27 protein-coding genes are annotated in these 25746 nt (G+C 66.5%); 15 read left to right on the forward strand and 12 right to left on the reverse strand.

Going from position 1 to position 25746, the window contains the following annotated elements:
- Positions 1–26: 26 nt before the first annotated feature.
- The 3 genes from ACH2CY_RS12165 to ACH2CY_RS12175 all read right to left on the reverse strand — a co-directional run bounded on the left by ACH2CY_RS12165 (position 27) and on the right by ACH2CY_RS12175 (position 2721).
- Entirely contained in the window at positions 27–1271 is a 1245-nt protein-coding gene (locus ACH2CY_RS12165; RefSeq protein WP_395019360.1) for an LTA synthase family protein, read from the reverse strand.
- The gene (locus ACH2CY_RS12170; protein ID WP_395019362.1) at positions 1271–1966 is read right to left on the reverse strand and encodes a hypothetical protein; all 696 of its coding nucleotides are present in this window, start codon (positions 1964–1966) and stop codon (positions 1271–1273) included. Before ACH2CY_RS12170 ends, ACH2CY_RS12165 begins: the two co-directional genes overlap by 1 nt.
- A gap of 311 nt (positions 1967–2277) precedes the next feature.
- Positions 2278–2721 (reverse strand): Lrp/AsnC family transcriptional regulator, encoded by a 444-nt coding sequence (locus ACH2CY_RS12175; RefSeq protein ID WP_395019364.1) that lies wholly within the window; start codon positions 2719–2721, stop codon positions 2278–2280.
- Positions 2722–2834: 113 nt separating this feature from the next.
- On the opposite strand from ACH2CY_RS12175, the gene ACH2CY_RS12180 reads away from it, so the two are divergent.
- Positions 2835–3914 carry a saccharopine dehydrogenase family protein gene (locus ACH2CY_RS12180; RefSeq protein WP_395019366.1) on the forward strand — a complete coding sequence of 360 codons (1080 nt, stop codon included), beginning with the start codon at positions 2835–2837 and terminating at the stop codon, positions 3912–3914.
- Between the two features lie 7 nt (positions 3915–3921).
- Here the strand turns inward: ACH2CY_RS12180 and ACH2CY_RS12185 are convergent, their stop codons facing one another.
- On the reverse strand, positions 3922–4686 hold the full coding sequence (locus ACH2CY_RS12185) for a DUF4344 domain-containing metallopeptidase (RefSeq protein ID WP_395019367.1): 765 nt from the start codon (positions 4684–4686) through the stop codon (positions 3922–3924).
- A gap of 31 nt (positions 4687–4717) precedes the next feature.
- Positions 4718–5578 (reverse strand): DUF4344 domain-containing metallopeptidase, encoded by an 861-nt coding sequence (locus ACH2CY_RS12190; protein ID WP_395019369.1) that lies wholly within the window; start codon positions 5576–5578, stop codon positions 4718–4720.
- Positions 5579–5764: 186 nt separating this feature from the next.
- On the opposite strand from ACH2CY_RS12190, the gene ACH2CY_RS12195 reads away from it, so the two are divergent.
- Genes ACH2CY_RS12195 through ACH2CY_RS12220 form a run of 6 tightly spaced genes read left to right on the forward strand, consistent with a single transcriptional unit; the run spans position 5765 to position 11866 of the window.
- Complete coding sequence (locus ACH2CY_RS12195) at positions 5765–6796, forward strand: endonuclease/exonuclease/phosphatase family protein (protein ID WP_395019371.1); 1032 nt, start codon at positions 5765–5767, stop codon at positions 6794–6796.
- A 2-nt stretch (positions 6797–6798) separates the two neighbouring features.
- On the forward strand, positions 6799–7782 hold the full coding sequence (locus tag ACH2CY_RS12200) for an endonuclease/exonuclease/phosphatase family protein (protein ID WP_395019372.1): 984 nt from the start codon (positions 6799–6801) through the stop codon (positions 7780–7782).
- Between the two features lie 7 nt (positions 7783–7789).
- A complete protein-coding gene (locus tag ACH2CY_RS12205; RefSeq protein ID WP_395019374.1) occupies positions 7790–8791 on the forward strand; it encodes an endonuclease/exonuclease/phosphatase family protein in 1002 nt (333 codons plus the stop codon).
- A gap of 30 nt (positions 8792–8821) precedes the next feature.
- Positions 8822–9835 carry an endonuclease/exonuclease/phosphatase family protein gene (locus ACH2CY_RS12210; protein WP_395019376.1) on the forward strand — a complete coding sequence of 338 codons (1014 nt, stop codon included), beginning with the start codon at positions 8822–8824 and terminating at the stop codon, positions 9833–9835.
- Positions 9832–10833, forward strand: coding sequence for an endonuclease/exonuclease/phosphatase family protein (locus ACH2CY_RS12215; RefSeq protein WP_395019378.1), 1002 nt, complete (start codon positions 9832–9834; stop codon positions 10831–10833). Before ACH2CY_RS12210 ends, ACH2CY_RS12215 begins: the two co-directional genes overlap by 4 nt.
- A gap of 52 nt (positions 10834–10885) precedes the next feature.
- Complete coding sequence (locus ACH2CY_RS12220; protein WP_395019381.1) at positions 10886–11866, forward strand: endonuclease/exonuclease/phosphatase family protein; 981 nt, start codon at positions 10886–10888, stop codon at positions 11864–11866.
- Positions 11867–11894: 28 nt separating this feature from the next.
- Here ACH2CY_RS12220 and ACH2CY_RS12225 read toward each other — a convergent pair whose 3' ends face one another.
- Entirely contained in the window at positions 11895–12395 is a 501-nt protein-coding gene (locus ACH2CY_RS12225) for a DUF302 domain-containing protein (RefSeq protein WP_395019383.1), read from the reverse strand.
- A 202-nt stretch (positions 12396–12597) separates the two neighbouring features.
- Between ACH2CY_RS12225 and ACH2CY_RS12230 the strand changes: the two genes are divergently transcribed.
- Together ACH2CY_RS12230 and ACH2CY_RS12235 are read left to right on the forward strand one after the other, a co-directional pair.
- A complete protein-coding gene (locus ACH2CY_RS12230; RefSeq protein WP_395019385.1) occupies positions 12598–13629 on the forward strand; it encodes an endonuclease/exonuclease/phosphatase family protein in 1032 nt (343 codons plus the stop codon).
- 116 nt (positions 13630–13745) lie between these two features.
- The gene (locus tag ACH2CY_RS12235; protein ID WP_395019387.1) at positions 13746–15332 is read left to right on the forward strand and encodes a lysine--tRNA ligase; all 1587 of its coding nucleotides are present in this window, start codon (positions 13746–13748) and stop codon (positions 15330–15332) included.
- 31 nt (positions 15333–15363) lie between these two features.
- On the opposite strand, the gene ACH2CY_RS12240 is transcribed toward ACH2CY_RS12235, so the two are convergent.
- Complete coding sequence (locus ACH2CY_RS12240; protein WP_395019389.1) at positions 15364–15741, reverse strand: hypothetical protein; 378 nt, start codon at positions 15739–15741, stop codon at positions 15364–15366.
- 119 nt (positions 15742–15860) lie between these two features.
- Here ACH2CY_RS12240 and ACH2CY_RS12245 point away from each other — a divergent pair, with 119 nt between their 5' ends.
- The 5 genes from ACH2CY_RS12245 (at position 15861) to ACH2CY_RS12265 (ending at position 21367) form a co-directional block, all read left to right on the forward strand.
- Complete coding sequence (locus ACH2CY_RS12245) at positions 15861–17210, forward strand: TldD/PmbA family protein (protein ID WP_395019391.1); 1350 nt, start codon at positions 15861–15863, stop codon at positions 17208–17210.
- A 13-nt stretch (positions 17211–17223) separates the two neighbouring features.
- Positions 17224–18027, forward strand: coding sequence for a hypothetical protein (locus ACH2CY_RS12250; RefSeq protein WP_395019393.1), 804 nt, complete (start codon positions 17224–17226; stop codon positions 18025–18027).
- Between the two features lie 123 nt (positions 18028–18150).
- Positions 18151–18972 (forward strand): UDP-2,3-diacylglucosamine diphosphatase, encoded by an 822-nt coding sequence (locus tag ACH2CY_RS12255; RefSeq protein ID WP_395019395.1) that lies wholly within the window; start codon positions 18151–18153, stop codon positions 18970–18972.
- Positions 18969–19982: a glycosyltransferase family 4 protein gene (locus ACH2CY_RS12260; RefSeq protein WP_395019396.1), complete on the forward strand. Its 1014-nt coding sequence runs from the start codon at positions 18969–18971 to the stop codon at positions 19980–19982. The genes ACH2CY_RS12255 and ACH2CY_RS12260 overlap by 4 nt, the downstream gene beginning before the upstream one ends.
- Before the next feature lie 59 nt (positions 19983–20041).
- The gene (locus ACH2CY_RS12265) at positions 20042–21367 is read left to right on the forward strand and encodes an SLC13 family permease (RefSeq protein ID WP_395019397.1); all 1326 of its coding nucleotides are present in this window, start codon (positions 20042–20044) and stop codon (positions 21365–21367) included.
- A 63-nt stretch (positions 21368–21430) separates the two neighbouring features.
- On the opposite strand, the gene ACH2CY_RS12270 is transcribed toward ACH2CY_RS12265, so the two are convergent.
- The 4 genes from ACH2CY_RS12270 to ACH2CY_RS12285 form a co-directional block, all read right to left on the reverse strand.
- Positions 21431–22804: a glutamine synthetase family protein gene (locus ACH2CY_RS12270; protein ID WP_395019399.1), complete on the reverse strand. Its 1374-nt coding sequence runs from the start codon at positions 22802–22804 to the stop codon at positions 21431–21433.
- An 81-nt stretch (positions 22805–22885) separates the two neighbouring features.
- Entirely contained in the window at positions 22886–23467 is a 582-nt protein-coding gene (locus tag ACH2CY_RS12275; protein WP_395019401.1) for a DUF2062 domain-containing protein, read from the reverse strand.
- 67 nt (positions 23468–23534) lie between these two features.
- Complete coding sequence (locus ACH2CY_RS12280) at positions 23535–24104, reverse strand: DUF2062 domain-containing protein (protein ID WP_395019403.1); 570 nt, start codon at positions 24102–24104, stop codon at positions 23535–23537.
- A 111-nt stretch (positions 24105–24215) separates the two neighbouring features.
- Positions 24216–24662, reverse strand: coding sequence for a host attachment protein (locus ACH2CY_RS12285; protein ID WP_395019405.1), 447 nt, complete (start codon positions 24660–24662; stop codon positions 24216–24218).
- Positions 24663–24794: 132 nt separating this feature from the next.
- Between ACH2CY_RS12285 and ACH2CY_RS12290 the strand changes: the two genes are divergently transcribed.
- A complete protein-coding gene (locus tag ACH2CY_RS12290) occupies positions 24795–25478 on the forward strand; it encodes a helix-turn-helix transcriptional regulator (RefSeq protein WP_395019407.1) in 684 nt (227 codons plus the stop codon).
- Between the two features lie 4 nt (positions 25479–25482).
- On the opposite strand, the gene ACH2CY_RS12295 is transcribed toward ACH2CY_RS12290, so the two are convergent.
- Positions 25483–25701 carry a DUF1127 domain-containing protein gene (locus ACH2CY_RS12295; RefSeq protein WP_395019408.1) on the reverse strand — a complete coding sequence of 73 codons (219 nt, stop codon included), beginning with the start codon at positions 25699–25701 and terminating at the stop codon, positions 25483–25485.
- Between the last annotated feature and the right edge of the window lie 45 nt (positions 25702–25746).

Consider the following 25746-nt stretch of genomic DNA (forward strand, 5'->3'; position numbering starts at 1 on the left):
TGGGAGGGGGTGCCACAAACTCAATGTCAGATGCTGGCGGTCAGGCCTTTGAGGGCGAATTGCCGGCCGTCGAAGATGTCCGATGCGATCAGCTTCACGTCATTGAGCCAGGCGACCACCTCGGCGTCCTCGGCGCCGGGCTTGTCCGGCAGCGAGACGCGGGGCTGCTCGAAGCCGTCGGGTTGGTAGCTGACGACCACGCCGGGCAGCGGCCGGAGCACGGTATTCTCCAGGGTCCGGCTCGGCGGCAAGGCGAGGTCCAGCATGCTCGGCTGGTCATAGGCGATGAGGTCGAGAAGCACCTTGCCGAGGCGGTACATCGGCACATTGCCGAGCTTGACCGGGCCGTTCTGGCCGTCGATTACCACCAGGGGCGTTGCGGTCGAGCGCGCATACATGTCGGGCGTGAAATCGCCGAAGGTCGAGGCGAGGAAGCCGGATTCCACATAACCGGCGAACTTCCGCCCCAGGATCGGCAGATGGTCGCCGAACAGGATGATGATGGAATCCGGATCGCTCGCCTGGAAATGCGCCAGCGCGTCCATCATCTCCCGCGACTTGTAATGCACGGTGTTGATGTAGGCGTTGACCTCATCGACCTGCGAGCCCGTGTCGATCACCTGCGGCCGGAACTTCGAGGCGTCGTAGCCCCAGTGGCCGTAGAAAGTGACGGTGTAGTCGAAGACCGGGCGGCCGTCGTCGGTATCGGCGAGCTTGTTGCCGACCTGGGCATGCAGCGACTTGTCGGAGAGGAACGGCCCCGCCATGTCGTCCTGGGTGAAATCGGGCAGCGACCAGAAGGTCTCGAAGCCGAGCTTCTCGTAGGAGACCAGGCGATTCCAGAAGCCGGGCGAATTGGGGTGCGAGGCGACGGTGCGATAGCCGATCTCCCGCAAGAGCCGCGGCAGCGCCGGCAGATGATCGTTGAAGCCTTCCTCGAACTTCACCGAGACGCGGTCCAGCGGGAAGCCGGTCAGGATCTCGAACTCGGCATTGGCGGTCTGGCCGGCGAAGGCGGGCGAGAGTGAATGCGTGTAGCCGCTCTCGGCCCAGAGCTTCATGAATCGGGGGTCGATCGGCTGCTCGACGCCCGCAGCCGTCAGCGCCGACGGATCCCAGAAGGACTCTTCCAGGATCAAGTGGATGTTCCTGAGCTTCGAGGCGCCGAACAACGTGCTCGATGCGGCGCGCGCGGCCGGCAGGGCCGCCAGCGAGCCGGCCAGCGCACCGCCGGCGGCAATTCCATTCAACAGACGGCGGCGGGTCAGCATCACTCGACTCCCGCGGCGGCGCGGCGGCGCTCGATCGCGGCCGAGACGTCATCGGCCTGCGGCGGGGCCTGGCGGGTGGCGACGGCGCGGAGGAGCTCCTGGGTCAGATGCACGGTGGCGCCGCGCCAGACATAATTCTCGCGCTGGTCCCAGGGCGTGTTGCCCCAGAACTTGTCCATCGCCTCGTAGAGCATCGGGCTCTCCGCCGCGGCTCCCGCCGGCAGGATGAACAGCGCCGAGAGCGCGGTCTTTCTGAGTCGCCCCGTCAGGCGGAGGTTGAACAGGAACAGCCCGGCGAGGGCGGCCAGCGGCAGCGCCACGACCGGCCAGCCCCAGACCCCCAGGATGCGGAACAGCGCCGAGACGTTGTAGATGTCCTCCGGCATGATCGGCCGGTCGAGGTAGATGATCTTGGCGGCGCTGCCGATATAGATGACGCCGACCAGCACGGTCAGCAGCAGCAGATAGGCCCAGATCCGGCGCGAGGCCCAGAACAGCAGATAGGCGATCACCAGCAGCAGCCCGAAGTCATAGGGCACGCGCTCCCACTGGATCTTAACCTCGAAGCCCCAGCGCGAAGCCGCGTAGGCGGCGGCATATAGCACCCCGCTCGCGACCAGCGGCGTCAGCCAGCGCAGGGTCACGCGGAGCCATTTCGGCTCGATCTCGGAGAGGGTGGATGGTCCAAACCGCATCATAAATTTCCGGGCGCCCGTCTCGCGTTTCGGCAGCCTTTTCGGCCCCGAAACGGCGCGGAGCCTGACTTAAGGCAAATTCATGGAATTGTCACGGGTTCCGCCGTCTAACTGTCAACAACTCAACGTGAAACGCCGCCGAATCCGGCGATTTCCTGGGCGCGAAACTGGCTGGTGTCCATCAGTCACACCCCCACCCAACCCTCCCCCGAAGTCGGGGGAGGGCTTAGAGCGCGCTTCGCTTCTCCCTCACCCGACTTCGGGGGAGGGCCGGGGAGGGGGTGCGACTGAAGATCCGAGCCGAGCTGCGCTCAGACCCGCTCGAACAGGGTCGAGAGCAGGATCGCCGAGGTGGTGCGGTTGACCCCCGGGAACTTGCCGATCCGGGTCAGCACCTCGTCCAGATGGGCGGAGGTTTCGGCGGTCAGCATGACGATCGCGTCATGGGCGCCGGAAACGGTATAGGCGGCGGTGGCCTCGGGCAGGCCCTTGACCGCCGCCATGGCCCGGTCCTGCATCTTGGGGTCCAGGGTCAGCAGCACATGGGCGGATACCCCGCCCTTGGCGGCGTCGCTGGCGACGGTCAGCGTATAGCCCTGGATCACCCCGTCCCGCTCCAGCCGGCGCAGACGCTCCTGGACGGCGCTCCGGGACAGGCCCAGATTCCGCGCCAGGGCGGCGGTCGGGGTCCGGGCATTGGCGCGCAGGAACGCGATCAATTTCCGATCGGTGTCATCCAGATTGCGTTTCGCCATGGGCTGACCGTCGATTCGCCGGGAGGGTCCCCGCTTTTCGCCTTTTCGGCAGCTTCAAGCAAGCCTCGCAAAAGGGCTAGTAACGGCTTCAACCTTTTCCGGAGAAGAATCCCATGGCCCCCGCCCGCAAAGTCTTGGTCCTTGGTGCCGGCAAGATCGGCGGCGCCATCGTCGATCTTCTGCACGCCACCGGCGACTACCAGATCACCCTCGCCGACACCGACGCGGCCTTCCTGAAACAGGCTGCCGGCGACCGCGCCACGCCGAAGCAGATCGACGTCGCCGACAGACAAGCGCTCTTGGGCGCGATGCAGGGCCAGCAGGCGGTGATCTCGGCTTTGCCCTTCTTCCTCAACCCGGGTGTCGCCGAGGCCTGCGGCGAAGCGGGCGTCCACTACTTCGACCTGACCGAGGATGTCGCCACCACCCGGGCCGTGCGCAAGGTGGCCGCCGGCGCGAAGGTCGCCTTCGTGCCGCAATGCGGCTTGGCGCCGGGCTTCATCTCGATCGTCGGCCATCACCTCGCCAAGAAGTTCGACAGCCTGCGCCAGGTGCATATGCGGGTCGGCGCCCTGCCGCAGTTCCCGGCCAATGCGCTCAAATACAATCTCACCTGGTCCACCGACGGCCTCATCAACGAATACTGCAATCCCTGCGAGGCCATTCACGACGGCCGCGCCGTCGAGCTGATGCCGATGGAAGGCCTGGAGCATTTCTCGCTCGATGGCATCGACTATGAATGCTTCAACACCTCGGGCGGCCTCGGCACCCTGGTCGAGACCTTGGACGGCAAGGTCGAGAGCCTGAACTACAAGACCGTGCGCTATCCCGGCCATTGCGCGGTGATGAAGATGCTGCTGGAGGATCTGCGCCTGCGCGACCGCCGCCATCTCTTGAAGGACATCATGGAGCAGTCGCTGCCGATCACGCACCAGGACGTGGTGCTGATCTTCGTGACCGCGACCGGCATGCGCGAAGGCCGCCTCACCCAGGAAAGCTACGCCAAGAAGATCTACGCGAAAGAGATTCGCGGTCATCTGATGAGCGCCATCCAGATCACCACCGCCGCCGGCATCTGCGCGATGGTCGATCTGATGTTCGACGGCCATCTGCCGCAGCAGGGCTTCGTGCGCCAGGAGACCTGCGACCTCGAGCGCTTCCTGGAAAACCGCTTCGGCCGGCATTACGAGTGAAGCGGGCTTACGGCGCCGCCTTCACCAGCGCGCCGAGCATCTCGTAGCAGAGCACCGCTTCGCCGCGATTGGGGTTGTAGAAGGCCTTGGCCTCGCCGCATTGGGTGAGCAAGGCCGTCACCGGCCGCGGCATGGCGAAGCTCATGTTGAAGTCGTCGGTCAGCACCTGGAAGAGACCGTTCTCGCGCACCGCGTCGGCAATCGCCTGGTCGGCCTCGTCGATCGTCGGCGCGAAGGCGAGGCGCAAGACCGGCTCGTCCTCGGCCGGCGCACCTTCGGGCGCGGCCCGGATCGGCGCCGGCGCACCCGGCGACTTGCGATAGGATTCGAGCCACGCCGTCCAGAGCTTGCGCGCCTCCAGATAGCGCGTGACGCAGGCCTGTCGCTCCACGCTGCCCAGCGCCACGTGGTCGGCGAGACCGCCGCTCACTTCGGGATCGGCGCCATAGGCGAGACAGGCGAGCGCATGGCGCCGCGCCGGATCGAAGCCGGGCGGGGCCTCGCTGCCGGGCGCCTGCTTCTCGAGACTGAGCCAGGCTTCCAGCCAGGCCAGGATCGCCTGCAGCGCCACCGAGCCAGCCTCGCTGTCGGCCTTTTCCCGCGCCAGCACGATGGCGCCGGCATCGAGGGTCGCATCGTCGCTGCCTTCCGGCGCGAAGGCGGCGAGCACGCTGCGCTCGAACAGAAAGACCGAGGCGCCGACGAAATAGTCGCCGGCCAATCGCTGCCGGTCATCGGCCTCGTCCGCCGCGGCGGCGCCGGCGGTCAGCAAGACGGCGGCAATAAAGGTCGCCGGCCGCGGGCTATTCCGCCTGCTTCTCGGCATCGGCCATGAAGGTGGCAAGCCATTCGTAGCACATGGTGATCTGGCTGGTTTCCGGATCGTAGTAGGCGTTCTCCTCGCCGCAATCCTTGGCGACGACCTTGATCGGCGAGGGCAGGATCAGGCTCTCGTTCATGCCCGCGACCAGATCGTCGAAGACCTTCTGGTCGACGACGTATTCGGCGATCGCCCGGGTCTCGTCGCTCTGCGCTGCCTGCACGTCGAGAGTGAAGGACCTGTTGCCGGCCGGCGCGGGATTCTCGTCGGTCACCCAGACGCCTTCCATCACGCTGTCCCAGCTCAGGATCGCCGAGCTGTAATCGCCCGGGCAGCGCTCGGCGCGGTCGGCGGGCAGATCCCATTCCTCGATCAGGTTGCCGTAGTTGTCGGGGTCACTGCCATAAACCAGGCAGACGATGTTGGCGTAGCGCTGGTAGTCGAGGCTGTGCTCGTCGAAATAGTCCGAGTTCTCGGCCTCGCCCTCGCGCTTCTTCCAGGAATCGAGCCAGCCGATTGCCGCGGTCAGGACCGGCTCGCCGCCGACCGAGTCGCTGCCCGCATCCATCAGCATCAGCGTGGCGAGCTGGTCGGCGGCGTCTTCCTCGCGCCCCAGCACCGGCAGATCGAGCTTGTGGATCAGCCCATGGCCGAGCTCGTGGTAGAAGATGAACAGCAGGTTGCCGACGAAATAGTCGGCGACCGGATCGCTCTCTTCCTCCGTCGTGGAGTCCTGTGCGAAGGTCGGGCCGATCGCGCCGATCGATCCCAGCAGCAGCAGCGCCAGCAAGCTCGGCCACCCCCGCAGCCCGCCGGTCACCTTAACCATACGCTGACGCCACATCCTCTTCCCCCTAAGAAGCCGTGTTGAAATGCTTGCGGATACCCCAAGAGCCGATAGATTGCCGCCGATCGGGGCTGGCGGCCAGCCAGATTCGCGCAAGAGCACTCGGGGACAGCGGCGACCGCCATGCCACGGACGCGTCTAGGATCGAGAGGCCGGCCGGGCCGGTACGCCCTGGTCTCACCCATGCCGGACGTCTTCGCGGCCTTGCTCTATCCCATACAGCTGCTGGTGCATGTCGGCCTGATCGGCGTTTTCGTCGGCAGCTTCGCACCGCTGCTGGCCCATCAGTTCCCGCCGCTGGCGACGCTCGAATCCTTCCTGCTGCACATCACCTTGGCCAGCCTGCCGCTGACGCTGCTGGGGCTGCTGTTCCGGCCGCGCTGGCTGGCTCTGCTGGGGCTGCTGGCCTTCGCCTGGAACATTTTCCCGCTCTGGCCCTATCTGCCGTTCCACGCGCCGGTGACGGCTGAATCGGCGGGCCTCGAGGCCGCGCCGAAGCTGAAGGTGGTCTCGGCCAACGTCTGGTATCGCAACGACGGCTATGCGGCGGCGATCCACTATCTCGAATCCACTAATGCCGACGTCATCGCGCTGATCGAGGTGACACCGCAATGGCTGACAGCGTTGCAGTCGCTCTATGCCAAGTATCCGTATCGCATCGACTGCATGCAGAGCACGCCGCCCTGCGAGATGCTGCTGATGTCGAAACATCCCTTCGGGCGGGCCTTTGCCGGCCGGATCGACGGCCGTTCGCCGGTGATCGCCTGGGGCGAGATCAGTCTTGCGGGGCGCTCCATCACCGTGGCCGCGACGCACCTCTCCTGGCCCTTGCGCGCGGAGACTGACCGCGGCCACCTGATTGCCGGCGGCGCCTTGCAGCCCAAGCTGGGCGACGCCTATCCGCTGGTCCAGAGCGAGCAGGCTGCCAATCTCGCGCAATACCTCCAAAAGCTCGGACCCGACCTGGTGTTGATGGGCGACTTCAACTCTGTGCCCTGGAGCCGGACCCAAGCGACCTTGCGCGCCGCGACCGGCCTCGAGAATGCCGGGCCGATGGTCCCGACCTGGCCGAGCTGGCAGCCCCGATGGGTCCGCCTGCCGATCGACCAGATCATGACCCGCGGCGCCCTCACCCGGTTGAACTTCAAGAGCAGCTACTTCATCGGCTCCGACCACCTGCCGGTCGAAGCCGAGATCGCCGTGACCCCGGAGTAGGCATGCTTCTTCTGCGCTTCTGTCTCCTCGGTGGCATCGTCACCAGCTTCCTGCCGCTGCTGCACCGGCTCCATCCCCTGTTCGCCGCCTTCGACGCCTTCGCGCTGCAATGCGTGGCGGCAAACACCGTGCTGGTGGTCGTGCTGCTGGTCTTCCGCCGCCGGCTGCGCTCCTGGCGCGGCTGGGCGTTGGCCGGGCTGATCGCGGCAGGCTGGAGCGCTTACACCGTCTGGCCGGAGCTGACCTATCGCCCTCCCGCGGTTGCCGAAGGCCCGGTGCTGCGCGTCACCAACATCAACATCTGGTGGGACCGGGAAGATCTCGATGCGGTGATCGACTATGTCTCGACCGAAAGCCCCGACATCGTCGGCCTGGTCGAGGTGACGCCGAAATACAAGCCGATGCTGGCGCCGCTGAAAGCGCTCTACCCCTACAGCGTCGACTGCGTGGACCTGGACCCGGTCTGCCAGACGGTCCTGCTGTCCAAGCTGCCGCTCCATCGTACCTATGCCGGTCCTGTCGGTACAGCCGTGACCTACCTGTCTGAGGGCGAGATTGTCTGGCAGGGTCGCACCATCATGGTCACGGTGACGCATCTGACGGTCCCATCGCATCTGCCCTATCGCCCGCCGGGCCAGCCGGAGCCGCCGATGCTCCCCGGTACCGCCGATGTCTGGCAGTCGCAGCAGGCCGCCGGCCTCGCGCAGCATCTCGCGGCACCCGAGCCCGTGCACCGCATCGTGCTCGGCGACTTCAACAGCGTGCCTTGGAATCCGCTGCAGCGTGCCTTCCGCGCGGCCACTGGGCTGGAGAATCGCGGTCACTGGGCGCCCGACTGGCCGGCCTGGCAGCCGGTCTTCGCCCGCATCCCGATCGACCCGGTCTTCACCCGCGGCGCGCTGGCAATCCGGCACTTGAAGACCGGCCCGAATGTCGGCTCCGACCATCTGCCGGTCGAGGCGGAGATCGGCTTGAAACAGGAATGAAGCGCCGATGCTGAGAGGCTTTCTGCTGTTCGTGTTCGTGCTGGCTCTGGTCGGCGTCGGCGCGATTTCGCTGATGCCGCTGCTCTGGCGCTGGGTGCCCCAGTCGGTGGCCCTGGTGCCGGCGGCGCCGCAATTCGGCACCGCGGCGCTGATCCTCACCTTGTGCTTCCTGCTGCTGCGCGCGCGCAAGACGGCGCTGCTGGCCTTCGCGATTGCCGCCTGGAACGTCGTGCTGATCTGGCCGGGCTTCGGCACGCTCCCCAGCGCCGCGCCGGCGCAAGCAAGCGCCACGCCGCTGAAGCTCATCGCCTTCAATCTCTGGTACGCCAACACCGACCCCGCCGCGACCCTGGCCTATCTGGAGAACAGCAACGCGGACGTGATCGGCCTGGTCGAGACCACGCCGGATTTGAAAGCGGCGCTGGCGCCGTTGAAGCGGCTCTATCCCTACGGCATCGACTGCATCGGCGCGGACCCCACCTGCGAGATCATGCTGCTCTCGAAGCTGCCGTTGCGGCAGCCCTATGCCGGCAAGATCGACGGCCGCTATCCCTATGTCGCGCAAGGCGAGCTCGACTGGGGCGGGCGTCCCGTGACCGTCGTGATGACGCATCTCTCCTGGCCGCTGATGGTGCCGACCACGGCGATCAACGCGACCATGATCGAGCCGCCCGCGCCGGAGCTGCCCGACCAGCCGCGCCTCGCGCAGTCGCGGCAGGCGGCCAATCTCGCGTTCCATGTGAATAAACTGCCGCGCGACCTCGTTGTCATGGGGGACTTCAACAACGCGTCCTGGAGCCGGATGCAGATCGCCTTCCGGGCGGCGACCGGCCTCGACAACCGCGGGCATTACCTGCCCAGCTGGCCGACCTTCATGCCGCAGGTCCTGCGGCTGCCGATCGACCAGGTCTTCGTTCGCGGCGCCGTGCAGTCGACCGCGCTGCGGCTCGGGCCCGCGGTCGGCTCGGACCATCTGCCGGTTGAAGCCGAGGTCGCGGTCGGGCCATAAAGGCGATACCGGGATCTGGGGGAATCGGGCTTGCTGTTTCTTCGTTTCTGTCTGTTCTGCGCGGTGGCGCTCACCCTGGCGCCGCTGCTCGGCTTCATCGACGCCCGGGTCGCCGGCCTCCAGGCCGCCGCGATCCACCTCGCCGCGGCGACCGCGCTGCTGTCGGTACTGATGTTGCTGTATCGGCGGCGGCTCTGGGCCATCGTCGGCATGCTGGCGGCGCTCTGGAACATCGCGCTGGCCTGGCCGTCGATCGCCGCGAATGTGCAGGCCGCCTTCGCCGACGCGCCGCCGAAGGCGAAGACGCTGAAGGTCGTCAGCTTCAACCTCGCCTATGACAATCCGGACTATTCGAAGACCGTGGCCTTCCTGGCCAAGAGCGGCGCCGATGTGATCGGGCTTTCCGAAGTGACGCCGGAAGCGAAGAAGGCGCTCGGCAAGCTCGATGAGATCTACCCGCACCGCGTGGATTGCGTCGGCCAGGACCGGTTCTGCGAGCTGATGCTGCTCTCGAAGAAGCCGCTGCGCTACGGCTTCGCCGGCAAGATCGGGGCGAAGCTCACCTATGTCGCCAGCGCCGATCTCGATTTCCAGGGCAGCGCCATCAGCGTCGCGGTGGCGCATATCGTGCTGCCCTTCGTGAAGCCGGATTGGCAGCCGCTGCAGCAATGGCTGACGCCCGACGATCCTTCGCCGCTGCTCCCGAAGACGCCATGGCTCTGGCAGTCGATGCAGATGGCGGTGCTGGCCGACTATGCCAAGAGCCTCGGCCGCGACCAGATCGTGATGGGCGACTTCAACTCGGTGCCCTGGAGCGACGCCCAGGTCGCCTTCCGCGCCGCGACCGGGCTCGACAACCGCGGCCCCCTGGTCGCGACCTGGCCAACCCGCCTGCCGGCGCCGCTGCGCGTGCCGATCGACACCGTCTTCGTCGGCGGCGGCTTGACCCTGCGCAACCTGCACCCCGGCCCCGACCTCGGCTCCGACCATCTCCCGCTCATCGCCGAGATCGGCGCGAAGAGCATCATCGCCGAGGCGGAGTGAAGCGGCTCAGCAGCCTCCTGCTGGGCCTCGGGGTTCTGGCCGTCACGGCCGTCACGCTCATTCCGCTGTCCTGGCCGATCATTCCGCGAGCGACGATCCTGGCGCCGATGGCACCGCAAGCGGCGGCGCTGACCGCATTGCTGGCGGCGTGGGCGCTCGTCGCGCGGCGGCGCAAGCTCGCTCTGCTGGGCCTGCTGGTCGCGGCCTGGAATGCGCAGCTGATCTGGCCGGACATCTCGCCGTTCCGGCCCACGCCTGGGATGGCGGCAGGCGAACGGGTACTGAAGGTCGTGAACTTCAACATCCGGTTCAAGAACCAGCGCCTGGACGCGGCTGCGGACTATCTCGTCGCCAGCGGCGCCGACGTCATCGGCCTGGTCGAGGCGAATGCGCGCTCGAAAGCAGCCTTCTTGCGCTTGAAGGCGGTTTATCCGTACAGCATCGATTGCATCGCCGCCGACAGCAAATGCCAGAACATGCTGTTCTCGAAATACCCGCTGAGCAACGCCTATGCCGGCCCGATCGATGGGCGCTATCCCTTCGTCGCGATGGCCGACGTGCTGTTGCCGGACGGCACCTCCATCCGGATTGCGGCGGCGCATGTGATGACGCCCTTCACCCGCAAGCGCGAACCGCTGGCCGCGGTCGATCCCGGTCCGGCGCCGTCCTTTCCGGATGCGCCGGATCTCGAACAGTCCTATCAAGCCGCCAACCTGGCCGCCTTCCTCAAGCGGCAGCCCGCCGACCTCGTGTTGGTCGGCGACTTCAACAGCGCCTCCTGGAGCCCACTGCAACGCGCGTTCCGTGCGGCCTCGGGTCTCGACAACCGCGGCCATTTCCTGCCGACTTGGCCGACCTCGGTCTGGCCGATCCTGCGCCTGCCACTGGATCCGGTCTTCGTTCGTGGACGGGCGCGGATAGTTGAACTTCGGCTCGGCCCGGAAGTCGGCTCCGATCACTTCCCGGTCGAGGCGGAGATCGCGATCCGGCCGGAATAGGCTAAGATCGCGTTGTGACGGGCCGGGGCCGTCCGATAGCGGGGGAATCAGCGTGGCAGTTCTGCGCTTCTGTCTCATGGCCACGATTGCGCTGACAATTTTGGGATACGCGACCTTCATTGATCCGAGGCTTTCGGTTCTGGAGGCTTTCGCGCCGCATTTTGCCGTTGGCGGCGTCGTTCTTTCGTTGGCGGTCGCGTACCGGCATCGCGTGCTGGCGCTCGCTGGCCTGATCGTCGCTGGCTGGAATGCTTTTTTGGTGCTGCCGACTGTGATCGTTGCCGCGCCGCCGCCGGTCGCGGATGGGCCGCCGCTCAAGATCGTCAGCCTGAATCTTTGGTACGAGAACGCCCGGTTCGCCGAAACGCTCGATTATCTGAAGACCAGTGGCGCCGATGTGATCGGGCTCACCGAGGTGACGCCCGCTTCGAAAGCGCTGCTTGCCGATCTGCGGACGATCTACCTCCACAGCGTCGATTGCGTCGATGCCTCGGTGGTTTGCAACGTGATGCTGCTGTCGCGGCTTCCGATCATGAACGGCTTCGCGGGAAGCGCCGGCGCCAAGCTGGCCTATGTCGCGCGCGGCGATATTGAATGGCAGGGCCGGCGCATCAGCATCGTCACGGCGCATCCCATGCTGCCATTCACCCCGATCGACTACGCCCCGCTGGTCGACCTGCTGCCGCCCGGCGATCCATCACCGCAGCTTCCCGGCGCGCCGCAGCTCTGGCAGTCGATGCAGATGGCGGCAATCGCGGAATACACCCGGACCCTGGCACCGGACCGCGTCCTTATGGGTGATTTCAACAGCGTTGCTTGGGGTCGGACCCAAACCGCCTTTCGGGCCGCAAGCGGGCTCGACAACCGCGGCCATTTCGTGCCGACCTGGATGCTCCAGCTACCCTGGATCTTTCGTCTGCCGCTTGATGATGTCTTCACCGGCGGCAATCTTGTCGTGACCCGGTTCGAGGCTGGGCCGGATGTTGGCTCCGATCACGCGCCGATCGAGGCCGAGGTCGCGGTAACCCGATAGTTCCGGACCTCGCCCCGCACCCAATCTGCTATTGCGCGACGCTCGAGGTGATCGAGGCGATCACCTCGGATGCCTTCTGGAACTGTGCGTCGCGATCCTCGATGCCGTGCCGGGCCTGCACATAATGGAAGTCGGTGTATTCGGTCCAGACCTGGCCGTTGGCATCCTGGTAGACCAGCAGGCGGACCGGCCAGTCGATGCCGGATTGCGGGTTCGCGGTGATGAACTGGGTGCCCAAAGCCGGGTTGCCGAACACCAGCAGGGTGGAGGGCCGGGCCGCGATGCCCGCGTCCTTGGCCAGCTTCGCCTGGTCGATCTCGCTGAAGAACATCAGCCCCTTGCCGGCGATGTCCTGCTTCAGGCGGGCGACGGTCTCGTCCATGCCATAGGCGCTCTTCGCGGCGACGATGCCGTTCGCGCTCATGGATGGGGCAGTCATGGCGGTGGGTTGATCGGAGGAAGCCGCGCAGCCTGCGAGGCCCGCGGCCAGGGCGATAGCGGCGCAGAGGCCGGTGAAACGCGCAGTCATGGTAGAGATCCTTTTCTCGGACCGGGCCCGATGCCCGGTCGGTCGCGGTCAATCTGCGCCCGGCTCGGCCCGCGCTGAAATGCCGATCGCCTATCGAGTCGATGCCCCGCATGCGCCCGACCCTTCCGCGACATTGCCGCGCCGCCGCCACGGCGCCGCCACAGTGTTCGGCCAGCTTCGCGGCGGAAAGCGGGGACAAGCGATGACGACATTCTGGGAAGACCGGACCGCGGCCCGCCGTGCCGTCGCGCGCCTGGCCGCAGGCTTGCTCTGGCTGGGCTTGTGGCTGTTGTTTGCCGCAGCGGCGCTGCCGTGGCTCGCGGCATGGCCTTGGCCGCCCGCCGCGCGCGCCTGGCTGACGGTGATCGAGAACCTGCGCCTTCTGCTCTTGACCGCGGTCAGCGTCATTGCCGTGGCCGGGCTGCTGATGTGGCGCGGCCGTCTGGTGATCGCCTCCTGTTTCGTCGCGGCGCTCTGCGGCACGCCGGTGATCGCCTCCATTCAGGGCCAGCCGCCGGTCGCCGTGGAGACGCCGCAGCTGAAGGTGGTCGCCTTCAACATCTGGACGCGCAATCGCGCGCTCGATCGGATCATGGCCTATCTGCGCGAGGAGCAGCCGGACATCGTCTTCCTCGAGGAGCTGACGGAGAAGCACAAGCAGGCCTTCGCCGCGCTCAAGGATCTCTACCCGACCCAGGTCACCTGCCATCAGAGCACGATCGACTGCGAGACCCTGCTGCTCAGCCGGTTTCCGGCGCGGAGCTGGCGGGCGGGCCGGATCGACGGCGCGCTGCCGTCGGCCGCCATCGCCGAGCTCGACATCGACGGCCGGACCCTGACCGCGGTCGCGGTCCATGTCGTCTGGCCGTTCCCGATGGCGGGGGCGGATGCGCAGCGCGAGCAGTTGCTGCATCTGGCGCGTTCGCTCGAGGCCTTCGACGGGCCGCTGCTGGTCGGCGGCGATTTCAATGGCGGCGCCTGGGTGCGCAACCAGCGCGACTTCCGGGAACGGACCGGGCTGGTCGCGGAGCCCGGCTATCATCCGACCTGGCCGGCCTTGCCGATCAAGGGCCGGGACGTGCCGGAATGGCTGCGCCTGCCGATCGACCATGTCTTCAGCCGGGGCGGACCGGTGGTGATCGCGGCCGAGGTCGGGCCCGAGCTCGGCTCGGATCACCTGCCGCTGATGGCCACCGTCGCCTGGCCGCACGCGGCCACCGCCGCGGCGCCGTAGCGCCTTTACCATTGCATGCCGGGCATCCCTCCCACCCGCTGATATCGGCCGCCCAGGCTTGCGGGATGGACACCGCGCCTCTAGTCTCCGCCGGTCATTTTTGGAGATTGGAGAGAATGTCTGACGAACGCACCTATGCCCAAGCCGCGCGTGCCTGGCCGTTCGAGGAAGCGAGGAAACTCGTCGAACGCTACAAGGACGCCGCGCCGAAAAAGGGCTACGTGCTGTTCGAGACCGGCTACGGCCCCTCAGGGCTCCCGCATATCGGCACCTTCGGCGAGGTGGTGCGCACGACCATGGTGCGCCGCGCCTTCCAGCGCCTCTCCGACATCCCGACCAAGCTCTTCGCCTTCTCCGACGACATGGACGGCCTGCGCAAGGTGCCGACCAACGTGCCGAACCAGGAGATGCTGCAGAAGTATATCGGCTACCCGCTGACCAAGGTGCCGGATCCCTTCGGGACCCACGAGAGCTTCGGCCACCACAACAACGCCATGCTGCGCGACTTCCTGGACGCGTTCGGCTTCGAATACGAGTTCGTCTCCTCGACCGACTGCTATCACGCCGGCCGCTTCGACGAAGGCCTGCTGAACGTGCTCAAGAATTACGACAAGATCCAGGAGATCATGCTGGCGAGCCTGCGCGAGGAGCGGGCGCTCACCTATTCGCCCTTCCTGCCGGTCTCGCAGAAGTCCGGCAAGGTGCTGATGACCAAGGTGGTGAAGACCGACCCGGATGCCGGCACCATCGTCTATGAGGAAGAGGACGGCAGCCTGGTGGAGACGCCGGTCACCGGCGGCCGCTGCAAGCTGCAATGGAAGCCCGACTGGGGCATGCGCTGGAGCGTGCTCGGCGTCGATTACGAGATGTCGGGCAAGGACCTCATCCCCTCGGTCGATCTCGGCAACAAGATCTGCCGCGTGCTCGGCTCGAAGCCGCCGGAGGGCTTCAACTACGAGCTCTTCCTGGACGACAAGGGCCAGAAGATCTCCAAGTCCAAGGGCAACGGCCTTTCGGTCGAGGAATGGCTGACCTATGCGCCGCCCGAGAGCCTCGCCCTGTTCATGTACCAGAAGCCCCGCGCGGCCAAGCGGCTCTATTTCGACGTGATCCCGCGCGCGGTCGACGATTACCTGACCTTCGTCGAAAAATTCCCGAACGAGGCGCCGGCGCAGCGGATGGAGAATCCGGCCTGGCACATCCACAACGGCCAGCCGCCTGCCCCCGGCGTGACGCTCTCCTATGGCATCCTTCTCAATCTCGCCTCGGTCTGCAATGCCGAGGCCAAGGAAACGCTCTGGGGCTTCATCAGCCGCTATCTCCCGGAGGCGACGCCGCAGACCGCGCCCTTCCTCGACAAGCTGGTCGGCTATGCGATCAACTACTACCGCGACCATGTGAAGCCGAAGAAGCAGTACCGCGCCCCCGACGCGACCGAACGCGCCGCGCTCGACGAACTCTTGCGCTATCTGGATTCCGCCCCGGCGGATGCGACGGCCGAAGACCTGCAGAACGAGGTCTACGAGATCGGCAAGCGCCATCCCTTCCCGGAACTGAAGGCCTGGTTCAAGGCGCTCTATGAGGTGCTGCTGGGCCAGGACCAGGGCCCGCGCATGGGCTCCTTCATCGCGCTCTACGGCCGCAAGGAAACCGCGGATCTCATCCGCAAGGTCCTCAAAGGCGAAAGCCTCAGCGCGGCTTAGATCAAAGCGGGTCGAAGACTCTTTCCGACTTTCACTCCAGCTGCGGCTTGCAGCCCTCAGCGATGCGGCTCAGCAGCTGCACGGTCTTGTCGCTGGGCTGGCCGCGGCCGATCATCTCGATCTCGGCCGGTTGGACATTGCTTTTGATGGCCTCGGCCATGCAGCCGCAATAGGCACCGATTTTCTCTTCGGTCGCGTCGTCCATCACCAGGTCGCCGCCGCCATTGGCATGCCGTGCCGCCTTGGCGCAGTCGTTGCGGAAGGACTGCAGGGCGGCAGCCCAGGGCGAGGCCGGCGCATTGATGCGGAACTGGCTGAGATAGACGACGGCCAACACCATCACCAGAATGACCATGGCGGTCGAGATCTGGCGCCTCGAGGCGGTCGGCAGGGTGAAACGCTTCGGCATGATTCCCATCATAATGCCCGGATTCCGCCGAGGGAAACGGCGCCGCCGCCCCTTGCCTTTTACCCCCACCTGACCCAACTTGACGCCCGGCCTCCCCTGGATCCTGACGAAAGCCCTTCATGCCCGCTTCCACGAATGCCGACTTCCCGACCCTGCTGGAATCCGCTGTGAAATTCGCGAAAGCCGCCGGCGCCGATGCGGCCGATGCGGTGATCGGGCGGAATTTGAGCCTCTCGGTCGGCGAGCGCCTCGGCAAGCTCGAGAAGCTGCAGCGCTCCGAAGACCAGGATCTCGGGCTTCGCGTCTTCATCGGGAAGAAGCAGGCGATCGTCTCCACCAGCGACTTCAACCGCGCCGCCTTGGAAGAGCTGGCGCAGCGCGCCGTCGCGATGGCCAAGGTGGTGCCGGAGGATCCCTATACCGGCCTCGCCGATCCCGCCGAGATCGACCGGCATCCGCCGCAGCTGGAGATCCTCGATCCCAAGGAGCCGACCGAGGCCGAACTGATCGCCCTGGTGCGCGAAGCCGAAGCCGCGGCCCGCGGCGTGAAGGGCGTCACCAATTCCGAAGGCGCCGAAGCCGGCTGGGGCCGCAGCGAGATGGCGATGCTGGCCTCGAACGGCTTCTACGGCGGCTATGCGCAGTCGCATTCGGGTGTCAGCGTCGCGGTGCTGGCCGGCGAAGGCACCGGCATGGAGCGCGACTACGACTATTCCTCGGCGGTCTTCTTCGGCGATCTCGAAGCGGCGGCGGTGCTCGGCAAGCGCGCCGGCGAACGCGCGGTGAAGCGCTTGAACCCGCGCAAGGTCGCGACCGAGAAACTGCCGGTGGTGCTGGACCCGCGGGTCTCCAGCTCGATCATCGGCCATCTTTTGGGCGCCATCAACGGCGGCTCGATCGCGCGCGGCACCAGTTTCTTGAAGGACAAGATGGGCGAGCAGATCTTCGCCGCCGGCATCGACATCATCGAGGATCCGCACCGCGCCCGCGGCCTGCGCTCGATGCCCTTCGACGGCGAGGGCCTGCCGACCCAGCGCCGCCTCCTGGTCGAGAACGGCGTGCTGAAGACCTGGATGCTGGATCTGCGCTCTGCGCGGCAGCTCGGCTTGAAGTCTACCGGCAACGCGCATCGCGGTGCCTCCTCGCCCCCCTCGCCGGGCGCCGCCAATGTCCATATCCCGGCGGGCAAGATCGGCCGCGACGCGATGCTCAAGGATATCCAACGCGGCATCTACGTGACCGAGATGATGGGCTCGGCGGTCAACGGCGTCACCGGCGACTACAGCCGCGGCGCCGCCGGCTTCTGGATCGAGAACGGCGAGCTCGCCTATCCGGTCTCCGAAGTCACCATCGCCGGCAACTTGAAGGACATGTTCAAGGCAATCACCGTCGCCGACGATCTCGAGTTCCGCTACGGCATCAACGCGCCCACGCTCCGCATCGACGGCATGACCTTGGCGGGGGCATGACCCTCGCCGGCGCATGAGCCTGCGCCGCGCGCTTCAGCTCGCGGCCGTCTGTCTCGGGCTGGCGCTCGGCCCGGCCGCGCCGGCTGCGGCCGAGGACGGCAGCGGCGCCTATCGTCTCGTCGGGCAGAACGCGGGTGGCGATGTCTATCAGGGCGCGGCGACGATCGAGCCCAATGGAACCACGTTTCGCGTGAAGTGGAGCCGGCCGCTGCCGCTCGAGCAGCGCGGCTACGCGGTTCGACTCGACGATGTGCTCGGCGTCGTTGCCGACGATCCGAGCGCGGATTACGGCATCGTGCTCTATCGGGTCCGGGACGGGCATCTCGAAGGCGTCTGGCGCAGCGACGGCGGTCGCTCGACCGCCACCCTCGGCCATGAGAATCTCGACGGGCCGGCAGGCCTGCAAGGCCGCTTCATCATCACCCTCGGGCGCAACCCCGACGGCTCGCCTTACGGCGGCACCGTGGAAATCAAACGCGCCGGCGCGATCTATCTGGTCGACTGGTATACGCCGAGCCTCCGCTACATCGGCACCGGGGTGCTGATGGGCAACATCTTCGTGGTCGGCTACGGCGAGCGGCATCGATCCGGCGTCGCCGCCTATTGCCTGCAGTCGGTCCGGCAGGTCAAAGGCATCACCGGTGCCGCCGCGGATACCGCCGTCGGGGCGGAGATCCTGTGGCGCCAGGATGCGCCGCCGGTCGAGGATCCGGTGTCGCAGCTGGCGCGGCTGCGCGAACGGGGCACGGTCGATTGCGGGGCGCCGATTTCGAGCCGCGCCCCCGCGCCCGAGCGGCTGATCGTGACATCCCGCTGAACGCGGAATGACAAACGCATGAAGACAATGCGTCGATCGGCTTCCTGTCATCGGCGCGTCACCCATCAGGGGATATCTCTCCCGCCGAACTAGGGCCTTGGTTCCCGAGTCGCGCAGGGTGAGATGAACGCACAGACCAGCACGCTTCAGCTGCGCCAGTACCGGAGCATCTTCATCTCCGACCTCCATCTCGGGACGCGCGGCTGCAAGGCGGAGTTCCTGCTCGATTTCCTCAAGTACAACGAGGCCGACAACATCTACCTGGTCGGCGATATCATCGACTGCTGGCGGCTGAAAAAGGCCTGGTTCTGGGCCCAGAGCCACAACGACGTGGTGCAGAAGCTGCTCCGCAAGGCGCGCAAAGGAACGCGCGTCGTCTATGTCCCCGGCAATCACGACGAGCCTTTGCGCGACTATGACGGCATGACCTTCGGCGATGTCGCCGTCGTCAACGAGATCGTGCATGTCACCGCCGACGGCCGGCGCTACCTGGTGGTGCATGGCGACGCCTTCGACGGCGTCATCAAATACGCGAAGTGGCTCGCCTATCTCGGCGACACCGCCTATCACTGCGTGCTGACCCTGAACCACTGGTACAACCACATCCGGGTCAGGCTCGGCCTGCAATACTGGTCGCTCTCCGCCTATCTCAAGACCCAGGTCAAGGACGCGGTCAAGTTCATCAGCGATTTCGAGGACGCCATGGCGGCGGAGGCGCGACGTCGGGGCCTGGACGGCGTCATCTGCGGCCATATCCACAAGGCCGAATCGCGGATGATCGAGGGCATTCACTACATCAATGACGGCGACTGGGTCGAGAGCTGCACCGCGCTGGTCGAGCATATGGACGGCCGACTCGAGATCGTCGAATGGGCCGCCAACCGGAACTTTTCGATGCTGGCGCCGACCGTCGTCGATGATGTGGAGCACCACGCCGCGGCATGAAGCTCGCTCTCGTGACCGATGCCTGGGCGCCGCAGACCAACGGCGTGGTGCGCACGCTGATGCGCACCCGGGATGAGCTCAACGCCATGGGTCACGCGGTCGAGGTGATCTCGCCCGACCAGTTCAACGGTTTTCCCTGCCCGACTTATCCGGAGATCAAGCTGGCATTGCTGCCGGGCCGCAAGATCGCCCGGACCATCGAGACTTTCCGGCCCGATGCCATCCACATCGCGACCGAGGGGCCGCTCGGCCATGCCGCGCGCAGCTATTGTCTCGGCAAGGGCCTGCCCTTCACCACCGCCTATCACACCCGCTTTCCGGAATATGTCGAGGCGCGTTTCGCGGTGCCGGTCGGCCTCTCCTATGCCTGGCTGCGGCGCTTCCACGGCCGGGCGCGCAGCATCATGGTCGCGACCCAGTCGATCGAGTCCGATCTCCTCGCCCGCGGCTTCGGCAACATCCGTCGCTGGTCGCGCGGGGTCGATCTCGAACTCTTCAAGCCGCATGACAAGTCTCTGCTGGCCCTGCCGCGCCCGATCCATCTCTTCGTGGGGCGGGTGGCGATCGAGAAGAACATCGAAGCTTTCCTCTCGCTCGACCTTCCCGGCAGCCAGGTGGTGATCGGCGACGGCCCGCAGCTCGGCGAGCTCAGGCGCAGGTTCCCGAAGGCGCATTTTCTCGGCAAGAAGGTCGGCGAGGATCTGGCGCGGCACTACGCCGCCGCCGATGTCTTTGTCTTCCCCAGCCTCACCGACACTTTCGGCTTGGTGATTCTGGAAGCGCTCGCCAGCGGCCTGCCCGTCGCCGCCTATCCGGTGCCGGGCCCGCGCGACATCCTCGCCGGGAGCGGCGCCGGTATCTTGAGTCCGGATCTCGGCGTCGCAGTGAAGCAGGCGCTGGCCCTGCCGGCGGCACGCTGCCGGGCGCTGGCCGAGCAGTTCTCCTGGAAAGCGGCGACCCAGCAATTTCTCGGCAACCTCGCGCCATTCGGGGCGACCGCAGCCTTCTGAATATTGCACGGCTGTAACAATCGTGTTCCCATCCCCATCCAATCAAGGGGAATGCTGCTTTGCCGGAACACGTTCTTTTCGGGCTCGATCCGCTCTGGACCTCAACCGCGCTGTTGATCGCGACCTATGCCGCGATCATGAGCGAGAAGTTGAACCGCGCCATCGTGGCTCTGCTCGGCGGCGGCTTGATGATCTCGCTCGGGCTCTTGACCCAGGAGCAGGCGGTCGCGGGCATCGACTTCAACACCCTAGCCCTGCTGACCGGGATGATGCTCATTGTGGCGATCACCAGGCGCTGCGGGGTGTTCCAGTATGTCGCAATCGTCGCCGCGCGGACTGCGCGCGCCAACCCGGCCGGCGTGCTGCTGCTCCTCTCGGTGGTGACGGCGGTGTTCTCCGCCTTCCTCGACAACGTCACCACCGTGCTGCTGGTCGCGCCGGTCACCCTGGTGATCTGCCGCGAATTGAAGGTGCCGCCCTATCCCTACCTCTTCGCCGAGATCCTCGCCTCCAACATCGGCGGCACCGCGACCCTGATCGGCGACCCGCCGAACATCCTGATCGGCTCCGCCGCCGGCCTTTCCTTCATGGACTTCGTCTATGCCCTGGCGCCGGTCTGCGTCGTCGTGCTGGTGCTGACGTCGCTGGCGATCCACCTGATCTGGGGCCGCAAGCTCAGCGCCACGCCGGAGGCGCGGGCCCGGGTCATGGCGCTGGACCACCGCGCCGCCATCACCGATCCAAGGCTCATGAAGCAGTCGGTCGCGGTCATCGTCCTGGTGGTGCTGGCCTTCGCGACCGCGCGTTTCATCCATCTCGAGGCCGGCACCATCGCGCTTTTCGGCGCCGCCATCCTGCTGCTGCTCGACAATCTCGGCCGCAGCGCCGAGCACCAGCATGAAAGCCTGATCGAGAGCTTCAACGAGGTCGAGTGGATCACCATCTTCTTCTTCGTCGGCCTGTTCATCGTGGTGGCCGGCGTCGAGCATGCCGGCCTGCTGCGGCTGCTGGCCGATGCCCTGGTCGGCGCCACCGGCGGCGATATGAAGGCGCTGGCGATCGCCATCCTCTGGGCCTCGGCCATCCTCTCGGCGATCATCGACAACATCCCCTTCGTCGCCACCATGATCCCGCTGATCAAGTCGATGGCGCCGGCCTTGGGCGGCGACCAGGCGATCCTGCCGCTTTGGTGGGCCTTGTCTCTGGGCGCCTGCTTTGGCGGCAACGGCACATTGATCGGCGCCTCGGCCAATCTCACGGTCGCGGGCATCGGCGAGCGCGCCGGCGTGCCCTTCCGTTTCCTGGAGTTCATGAAACTGGCCTTCCCACTGATGCTGATGAGCATCCTGGTCAGCCACGTCTATCTGCTCTGGATGTTCTTCTGATTCTTTGATCGGCGCGCAGCGGCCGCCCCGCCAACCCCGCTGCGCGCCGATAGTCTGGTGCGCTTACAAAAACCAGTCGTATTCCTGGCGCGAGATCGTGCCCATGAACTTCTGCATCTCGAGCCGGCGCTGGTCGCGCATCAGCTCGAGGATGTCCGGCGCGATATGGCGCGGCAGGATCTTCGCCTTGGCGAAACGATCCAGCGCGGCAGTGAACTCGAAAGGCACATTGGGATCCGCGTCGTCGCCGGCATCGCCCTTGGTCTCGGCCGTGGGCGAGAGGCGCTTCTCGATGCCGTGCAGCATGCCGGCCAGCACCGCCGCCATCACCAGATAGGGATTGGCGTCGGCGCCGGCGACCCGGTGCTCGATCCGCCGCGCCGCCCCGCCGCCCGCCGGAATGCGGAAGGCGACCGAGCGGTTGTTGTTTCCCCAGGCCGGCGTGATCGGCACGTTGTGCCCGGGCTGGTAGCGGCGGAAGCCGTTGAGGTTGCCGCCGAAGATCGCCATCGATTCCGGCATCGCCACCTGCAGTCCGGCGATCGCCTGGCGGAGCAGCGTCTCGCCTTTGGCGCCGCTCTCGCCGAACAGGTTCTTGCCGCGGCTGTCCACCAGGCTGACATGGATATGCATGCCGCTGCCCGCCTGGTCGAGGAAGGGCTTGGCCATGAAGCTGGCGTGATGGCCGTCGACCCGCGCCGCCGCCTTGATCGCGCGCTTCAGCAGCACCGCATGGTCGCAGGCCGCGACCGCGTCGGCTTCGTGCTTCAGGTTGATCTCGAACTGGCCCGGCGAATACTCCGTGATCGCGGCGGAAGCGGGGATATTCTGCTCCCGCGCGTAGGCCGCGACGCGGCGGATGAAGGCGCCATAGGCATCGAGGTCGTCGATGCTGTAAGGCTGTTTCGAGGTCTCGGGCCGCCCGGTCAGCGGATTCTTCACCGCGACCGGCAGACCTTCGGTGCTGCGGTCGCGGTCGAACAGGTAGAACTCGAGCTCGACCGCCACCACCGGCGTGAGCTTCAGCCGCTTGAAATGCGCCAGGGTCTCGGCGAGTGCCGCGCGGGCGCAATAGCGCGAGGGATGCCCGTGGTTGGGATCGCCCAACGGATCGGTCATCTGCAGCAGGATCTGCGCGGTCGGCTCGTCGGCCCAGGGGACGTTGGCGAGCAGGCCCGGGATCGGCCGCGCCGCGCCGTCGGGATCGCCCAAGCCGGTCGAGCGTTCGCCGGGATTGAGATCGTCGCCGGTCGGGTCCAGGAACAGCATGCAGCGCGGCATCTCCAGCCCGGACTTCCACAGCTTCGCCGCCTCCGCGACCGGCAGCCGCTTGCCGCGGAGATTGCCGTTCAGGTCATGCAGGAAGGCATCGACATGCACGGTCTGTGGATGCCGCTTGATGAAGGTATCGAACTCGGTCGCTGCCGCCTTGGTCAAGATATCCCCCGGAAAGGCTGCGGCGAAGCTAGGGGATCGGCCGCGGCGGATCAAGTCGGTGCTGGCCGCCACGGACCGGCTTCAGTGCGGGTGGCGCCGCTGGTGGCGGACGTGGCGCCGGTGCTCGCGGGCATGGCGATAGGCATGGATGAATTTCAGGCTCCAGCGATAGCCCAGGAAGGCGACCAGGGCCGACCAGGGAAGGGAGCCGACCCACATGGCGATGCCCCAGTCCTTGACCAGCACGTCGAACATGGTGGCGACCTGCTGCTCCAGCGTCTGGTCCGCGCGGAAGAAGCTCTGCCAGAGATCGAGGAAGCGCGCATAGCCGGAAACCTCGTCCCAGCGCCCGAGCATGGTGCGGCCGGTGACGTAGAACAGGTAATAGCAAGGCAGCGCGGTGAAGACGTTGGTGGTCCAGGTCCAGGCGAGGCCGAGGATCAGGCTGAAATCCCAGCGAAACAGCCGGCGGGCGATCAGCCAGGTCACCAGCACCAGCGGCATCTGGATGCCGACCGTCGGCGTGAAGGCCCAGGCGAGGCCGATCGCGGTGCCGCGCGCCGAATATTCCGCCGTGTGCCGGCTGCGCATCAGCGGGACCACGAGGCGAAACTTCACCAGCCGCGCCATTCGGTCCCAGAATCCCGTTCGCTTACGCGGCATCGCCCCGCTCATGTCTCGACGACCCAATCATCTAGCGCCAAGGCGGAGCGGAGTCACCCGTCCCGCGTCATTCTCTATGCGCCAGGCGACGCGCGAGACGGCGGACCTTGCGGTGACGGTGGGCGATGACGAAACGCAGGCTCCAATGGTAGCCGAGCACAGCCAGCAGCGCGCACCAAGGCAGGCAGCCGATCCAGATCGCGAGGCCCCAATCGCGGATGGCCATCTTGAGCGCGGTCATCACCTGCACGGAAATAGGCTGGCCGGTCGAGAAGGCGCTTTCCCAGAGCCGGATGAAGCTCTCATAGCCGGTGATGTCGTCCCAGCGCCCGAGCAGGACCTGCCCGGTGGCGTAAGAGAGATAGAGCACCGGCGGTCCGGTGAAGATGTTGCTGACCCAGGTCCAGGCGGCGGCGAGGACCAGGCTGAAATGCCAATGGAAGGCCCGCCCAACCAGCCAGGTCGCCAGCACCACCAGCATCTGGATGCCGGGGGTCGGCGTGAAGGCCCAGGCGAGGCCGACCGCGGTGCCCCAGGCGGCGTATTCCGGCGGGTGCTGGCTGCGCATCAGCGGCACCAGCAGCCGCAGCTTGATCAGCCGCCAGATCCGTTGGAAATACCGCCTTCGCTGCCCCATTTCCCGCCGTCGTCGCTGCGCAATTTCCGCCATCTAGGCAAAGCCCTGGCGGCAAGCCTAGTGCGCCTATTAGCACAGACCGATGACGGACGGACGACGGGCGGTGGCAGCTCAGGCCGCGATATGTCCGTCGATCTGCGCCGCGAGATCGTCACGGGAGGCCTTGGTCAAATCCTTGTCGAGCTCGGCGATCACCCGCCCGGTCGCGTGCGATGAGAGCGACTTCCGCAGGATGCCCAGCGTGCGCGGCGGCGCCGCCAGGATCAGCCGGTCGAACTGCTTCGCCAGCGCGGCTCGGTTCACTTCCTCGGCCAGACTCTCGGTGAATCGCTTTTCTTCCAGCTCGTGCGGATTGGCCCCGCCGTCCATCGGCGCCGCGCCACCGCCGACGCCGCGGTTGCGGCCCGGCGCGTCGCTGACGATCTCGCGGCTCGGCGGCACTTCCTGATGCCCGCCGAGACCCCGGATGATCTCCAGGCCCTTGCCCGGCCCGCTGTTGTGATACACGGTCGCGCGCTGTCCGTCGGCGACCACCAGCCAGGCGACTTTGCCGCGCATGCCTTCCTCCATTGCTTTTGAAATCAACCGGGCCACCCGGCATCGGTTGCCCGATTTCCACGCTTCGCTGGTGACAGGAGAATGTCAGGAGACTAGGCTGCGCTCCCGCGACCTGCAGCGGAGGAGATTTCCATGCGCCGCGCCCAGCGTCTGTTCGATATCATCCAGCATCTGCGCCGCCACCGCCTGGTCCGCGCCAGCGAGCTGGCCGAGAAGCTGGAAGTCTCGGAGCGCACCATCTATCGCGACATTGCCGAGCTGATGGCGAGCGGCGTGCCGGTCGAAGGCGCGCCGGGCCTGGGCTATGCCTTGCGTGGCGGTTACGACCTCCCGCCGCTGATGTTCGATTCGCAGGAACTCGAGGCCCTGGTCCTCGGCGCCCGGATCGTCGAATCCTGGACCGACAAGAGCCTCGCCGAATCCGCCGGCCAGGTGCTGGCGAAGATCGAGGCGGTGCTGCCGGAACATCTGCGCCGCAGCCTGGCCGAGACCGCACTGATCGCCCCCAGCCGCCACTTCGCGGAGAAGCTCAACGTCGATTCGCAGGAATTGCGCCGCGCGCTCCGGCAGCGGCTCAAAGTGAAGTTCCGCTACAAGGACGGCCGCGAGACCGAGACCGAGCGGCAGGTCTGGCCGCTCGGCCTCGCTTTCTATGGACCGATCTGGATTCTCGCCGCCTGGTGCGAGCTCAGGCAGGACTTCCGCGCCTTCCGGCTCGACCGCATGCAGGCGCTCGTGCTCTCCGAGGACAAGTTCAAGCCGGAGCGCGGCAAGACCCTGAACGATTATCTCGCCCGCCAGCTCAGCCCGAGCTGACCGTTCACGCCCGCCAGAACGGCTTGCCGATCTCGCCCTCGACGTCGCTGCGGGTGAGGCCGATGTCGCGCAGATTGTGATCGGAAAGCGCGGCCAGGTCGCGACGCTGCCGCGCGCGCCGGAAACCCTCGGCAACGCCGCGCAGGAACACCGCCATCACGCCATCGACGCCGAAACGGCGCGCCGGCTGTTGCTGAAATCCGCTCCAGGTTTTGCTGCGCATGGGACACCTCTCCATTCATGGCAGGAGAGTGTAGTCGAGCCCTCC

The sequence above is a fragment of the Dongia sp. genome (genome assembly GCF_041905885.1).
Taxonomy (GTDB): Bacteria; Pseudomonadota; Alphaproteobacteria; order Dongiales; family Dongiaceae; genus Dongia.

Excerpts from the sequence above, each read along its gene's own strand:
- ACH2CY_RS12200 (WP_395019372.1), top strand. The coding sequence starts at position 6,799 with ATGCTTCTTCTGCGCTTCTGTCTCCTCGGTGGCATCGTCACCAGCTTC.
- ACH2CY_RS12205 (WP_395019374.1), top strand. The coding sequence starts at position 7,790 with ATGCTGAGAGGCTTTCTGCTGTTCGTGTTCGTGCTGGCTCTGGTCGGC.
- ACH2CY_RS12165 (WP_395019360.1), bottom strand. The coding sequence starts at position 1,271 with ATGCTGACCCGCCGCCGTCTGTTGAATGGAATTGCCGCCGGCGGTGCG.
- ACH2CY_RS12170 (WP_395019362.1), bottom strand. The coding sequence starts at position 1,966 with ATGCGGTTTGGACCATCCACCCTCTCCGAGATCGAGCCGAAATGGCTC.
- ACH2CY_RS12180 (WP_395019366.1), top strand. The coding sequence starts at position 2,835 with ATGGCCCCCGCCCGCAAAGTCTTGGTCCTTGGTGCCGGCAAGATCGGC.
- ACH2CY_RS12275 (WP_395019401.1), bottom strand. The coding sequence starts at position 23,467 with ATGCCGCGTAAGCGAACGGGATTCTGGGACCGAATGGCGCGGCTGGTG.
- ACH2CY_RS12285 (WP_395019405.1), bottom strand. The coding sequence starts at position 24,662 with ATGCGCGGCAAAGTCGCCTGGCTGGTGGTCGCCGACGGACAGCGCGCG.
- ACH2CY_RS12195 (WP_395019371.1), top strand. The coding sequence starts at position 5,765 with ATGCCGGACGTCTTCGCGGCCTTGCTCTATCCCATACAGCTGCTGGTG.
- ACH2CY_RS12240 (WP_395019389.1), bottom strand. The coding sequence starts at position 15,741 with ATGCCGAAGCGTTTCACCCTGCCGACCGCCTCGAGGCGCCAGATCTCG.
- ACH2CY_RS12235 (WP_395019387.1), top strand. The coding sequence starts at position 13,746 with ATGTCTGACGAACGCACCTATGCCCAAGCCGCGCGTGCCTGGCCGTTC.
- ACH2CY_RS12190 (WP_395019369.1), bottom strand. The coding sequence starts at position 5,578 with ATGTGGCGTCAGCGTATGGTTAAGGTGACCGGCGGGCTGCGGGGGTGG.
- ACH2CY_RS12255 (WP_395019395.1), top strand. The coding sequence starts at position 18,151 with ATGAACGCACAGACCAGCACGCTTCAGCTGCGCCAGTACCGGAGCATC.
- ACH2CY_RS12290 (WP_395019407.1), top strand. The coding sequence starts at position 24,795 with ATGCGCCGCGCCCAGCGTCTGTTCGATATCATCCAGCATCTGCGCCGC.
- ACH2CY_RS12280 (WP_395019403.1), bottom strand. The coding sequence starts at position 24,104 with ATGGGGCAGCGAAGGCGGTATTTCCAACGGATCTGGCGGCTGATCAAG.
- ACH2CY_RS12230 (WP_395019385.1), top strand. The coding sequence starts at position 12,598 with ATGACGACATTCTGGGAAGACCGGACCGCGGCCCGCCGTGCCGTCGCG.
- ACH2CY_RS12175 (WP_395019364.1), bottom strand. The coding sequence starts at position 2,721 with ATGGCGAAACGCAATCTGGATGACACCGATCGGAAATTGATCGCGTTC.
- ACH2CY_RS12245 (WP_395019391.1), top strand. The coding sequence starts at position 15,861 with ATGCCCGCTTCCACGAATGCCGACTTCCCGACCCTGCTGGAATCCGCT.
- ACH2CY_RS12295 (WP_395019408.1), bottom strand. The coding sequence starts at position 25,701 with ATGCGCAGCAAAACCTGGAGCGGATTTCAGCAACAGCCGGCGCGCCGT.
- ACH2CY_RS12250 (WP_395019393.1), top strand. The coding sequence starts at position 17,224 with ATGAGCCTGCGCCGCGCGCTTCAGCTCGCGGCCGTCTGTCTCGGGCTG.
- ACH2CY_RS12225 (WP_395019383.1), bottom strand. The coding sequence starts at position 12,395 with ATGACTGCGCGTTTCACCGGCCTCTGCGCCGCTATCGCCCTGGCCGCG.
- ACH2CY_RS12260 (WP_395019396.1), top strand. The coding sequence starts at position 18,969 with ATGAAGCTCGCTCTCGTGACCGATGCCTGGGCGCCGCAGACCAACGGC.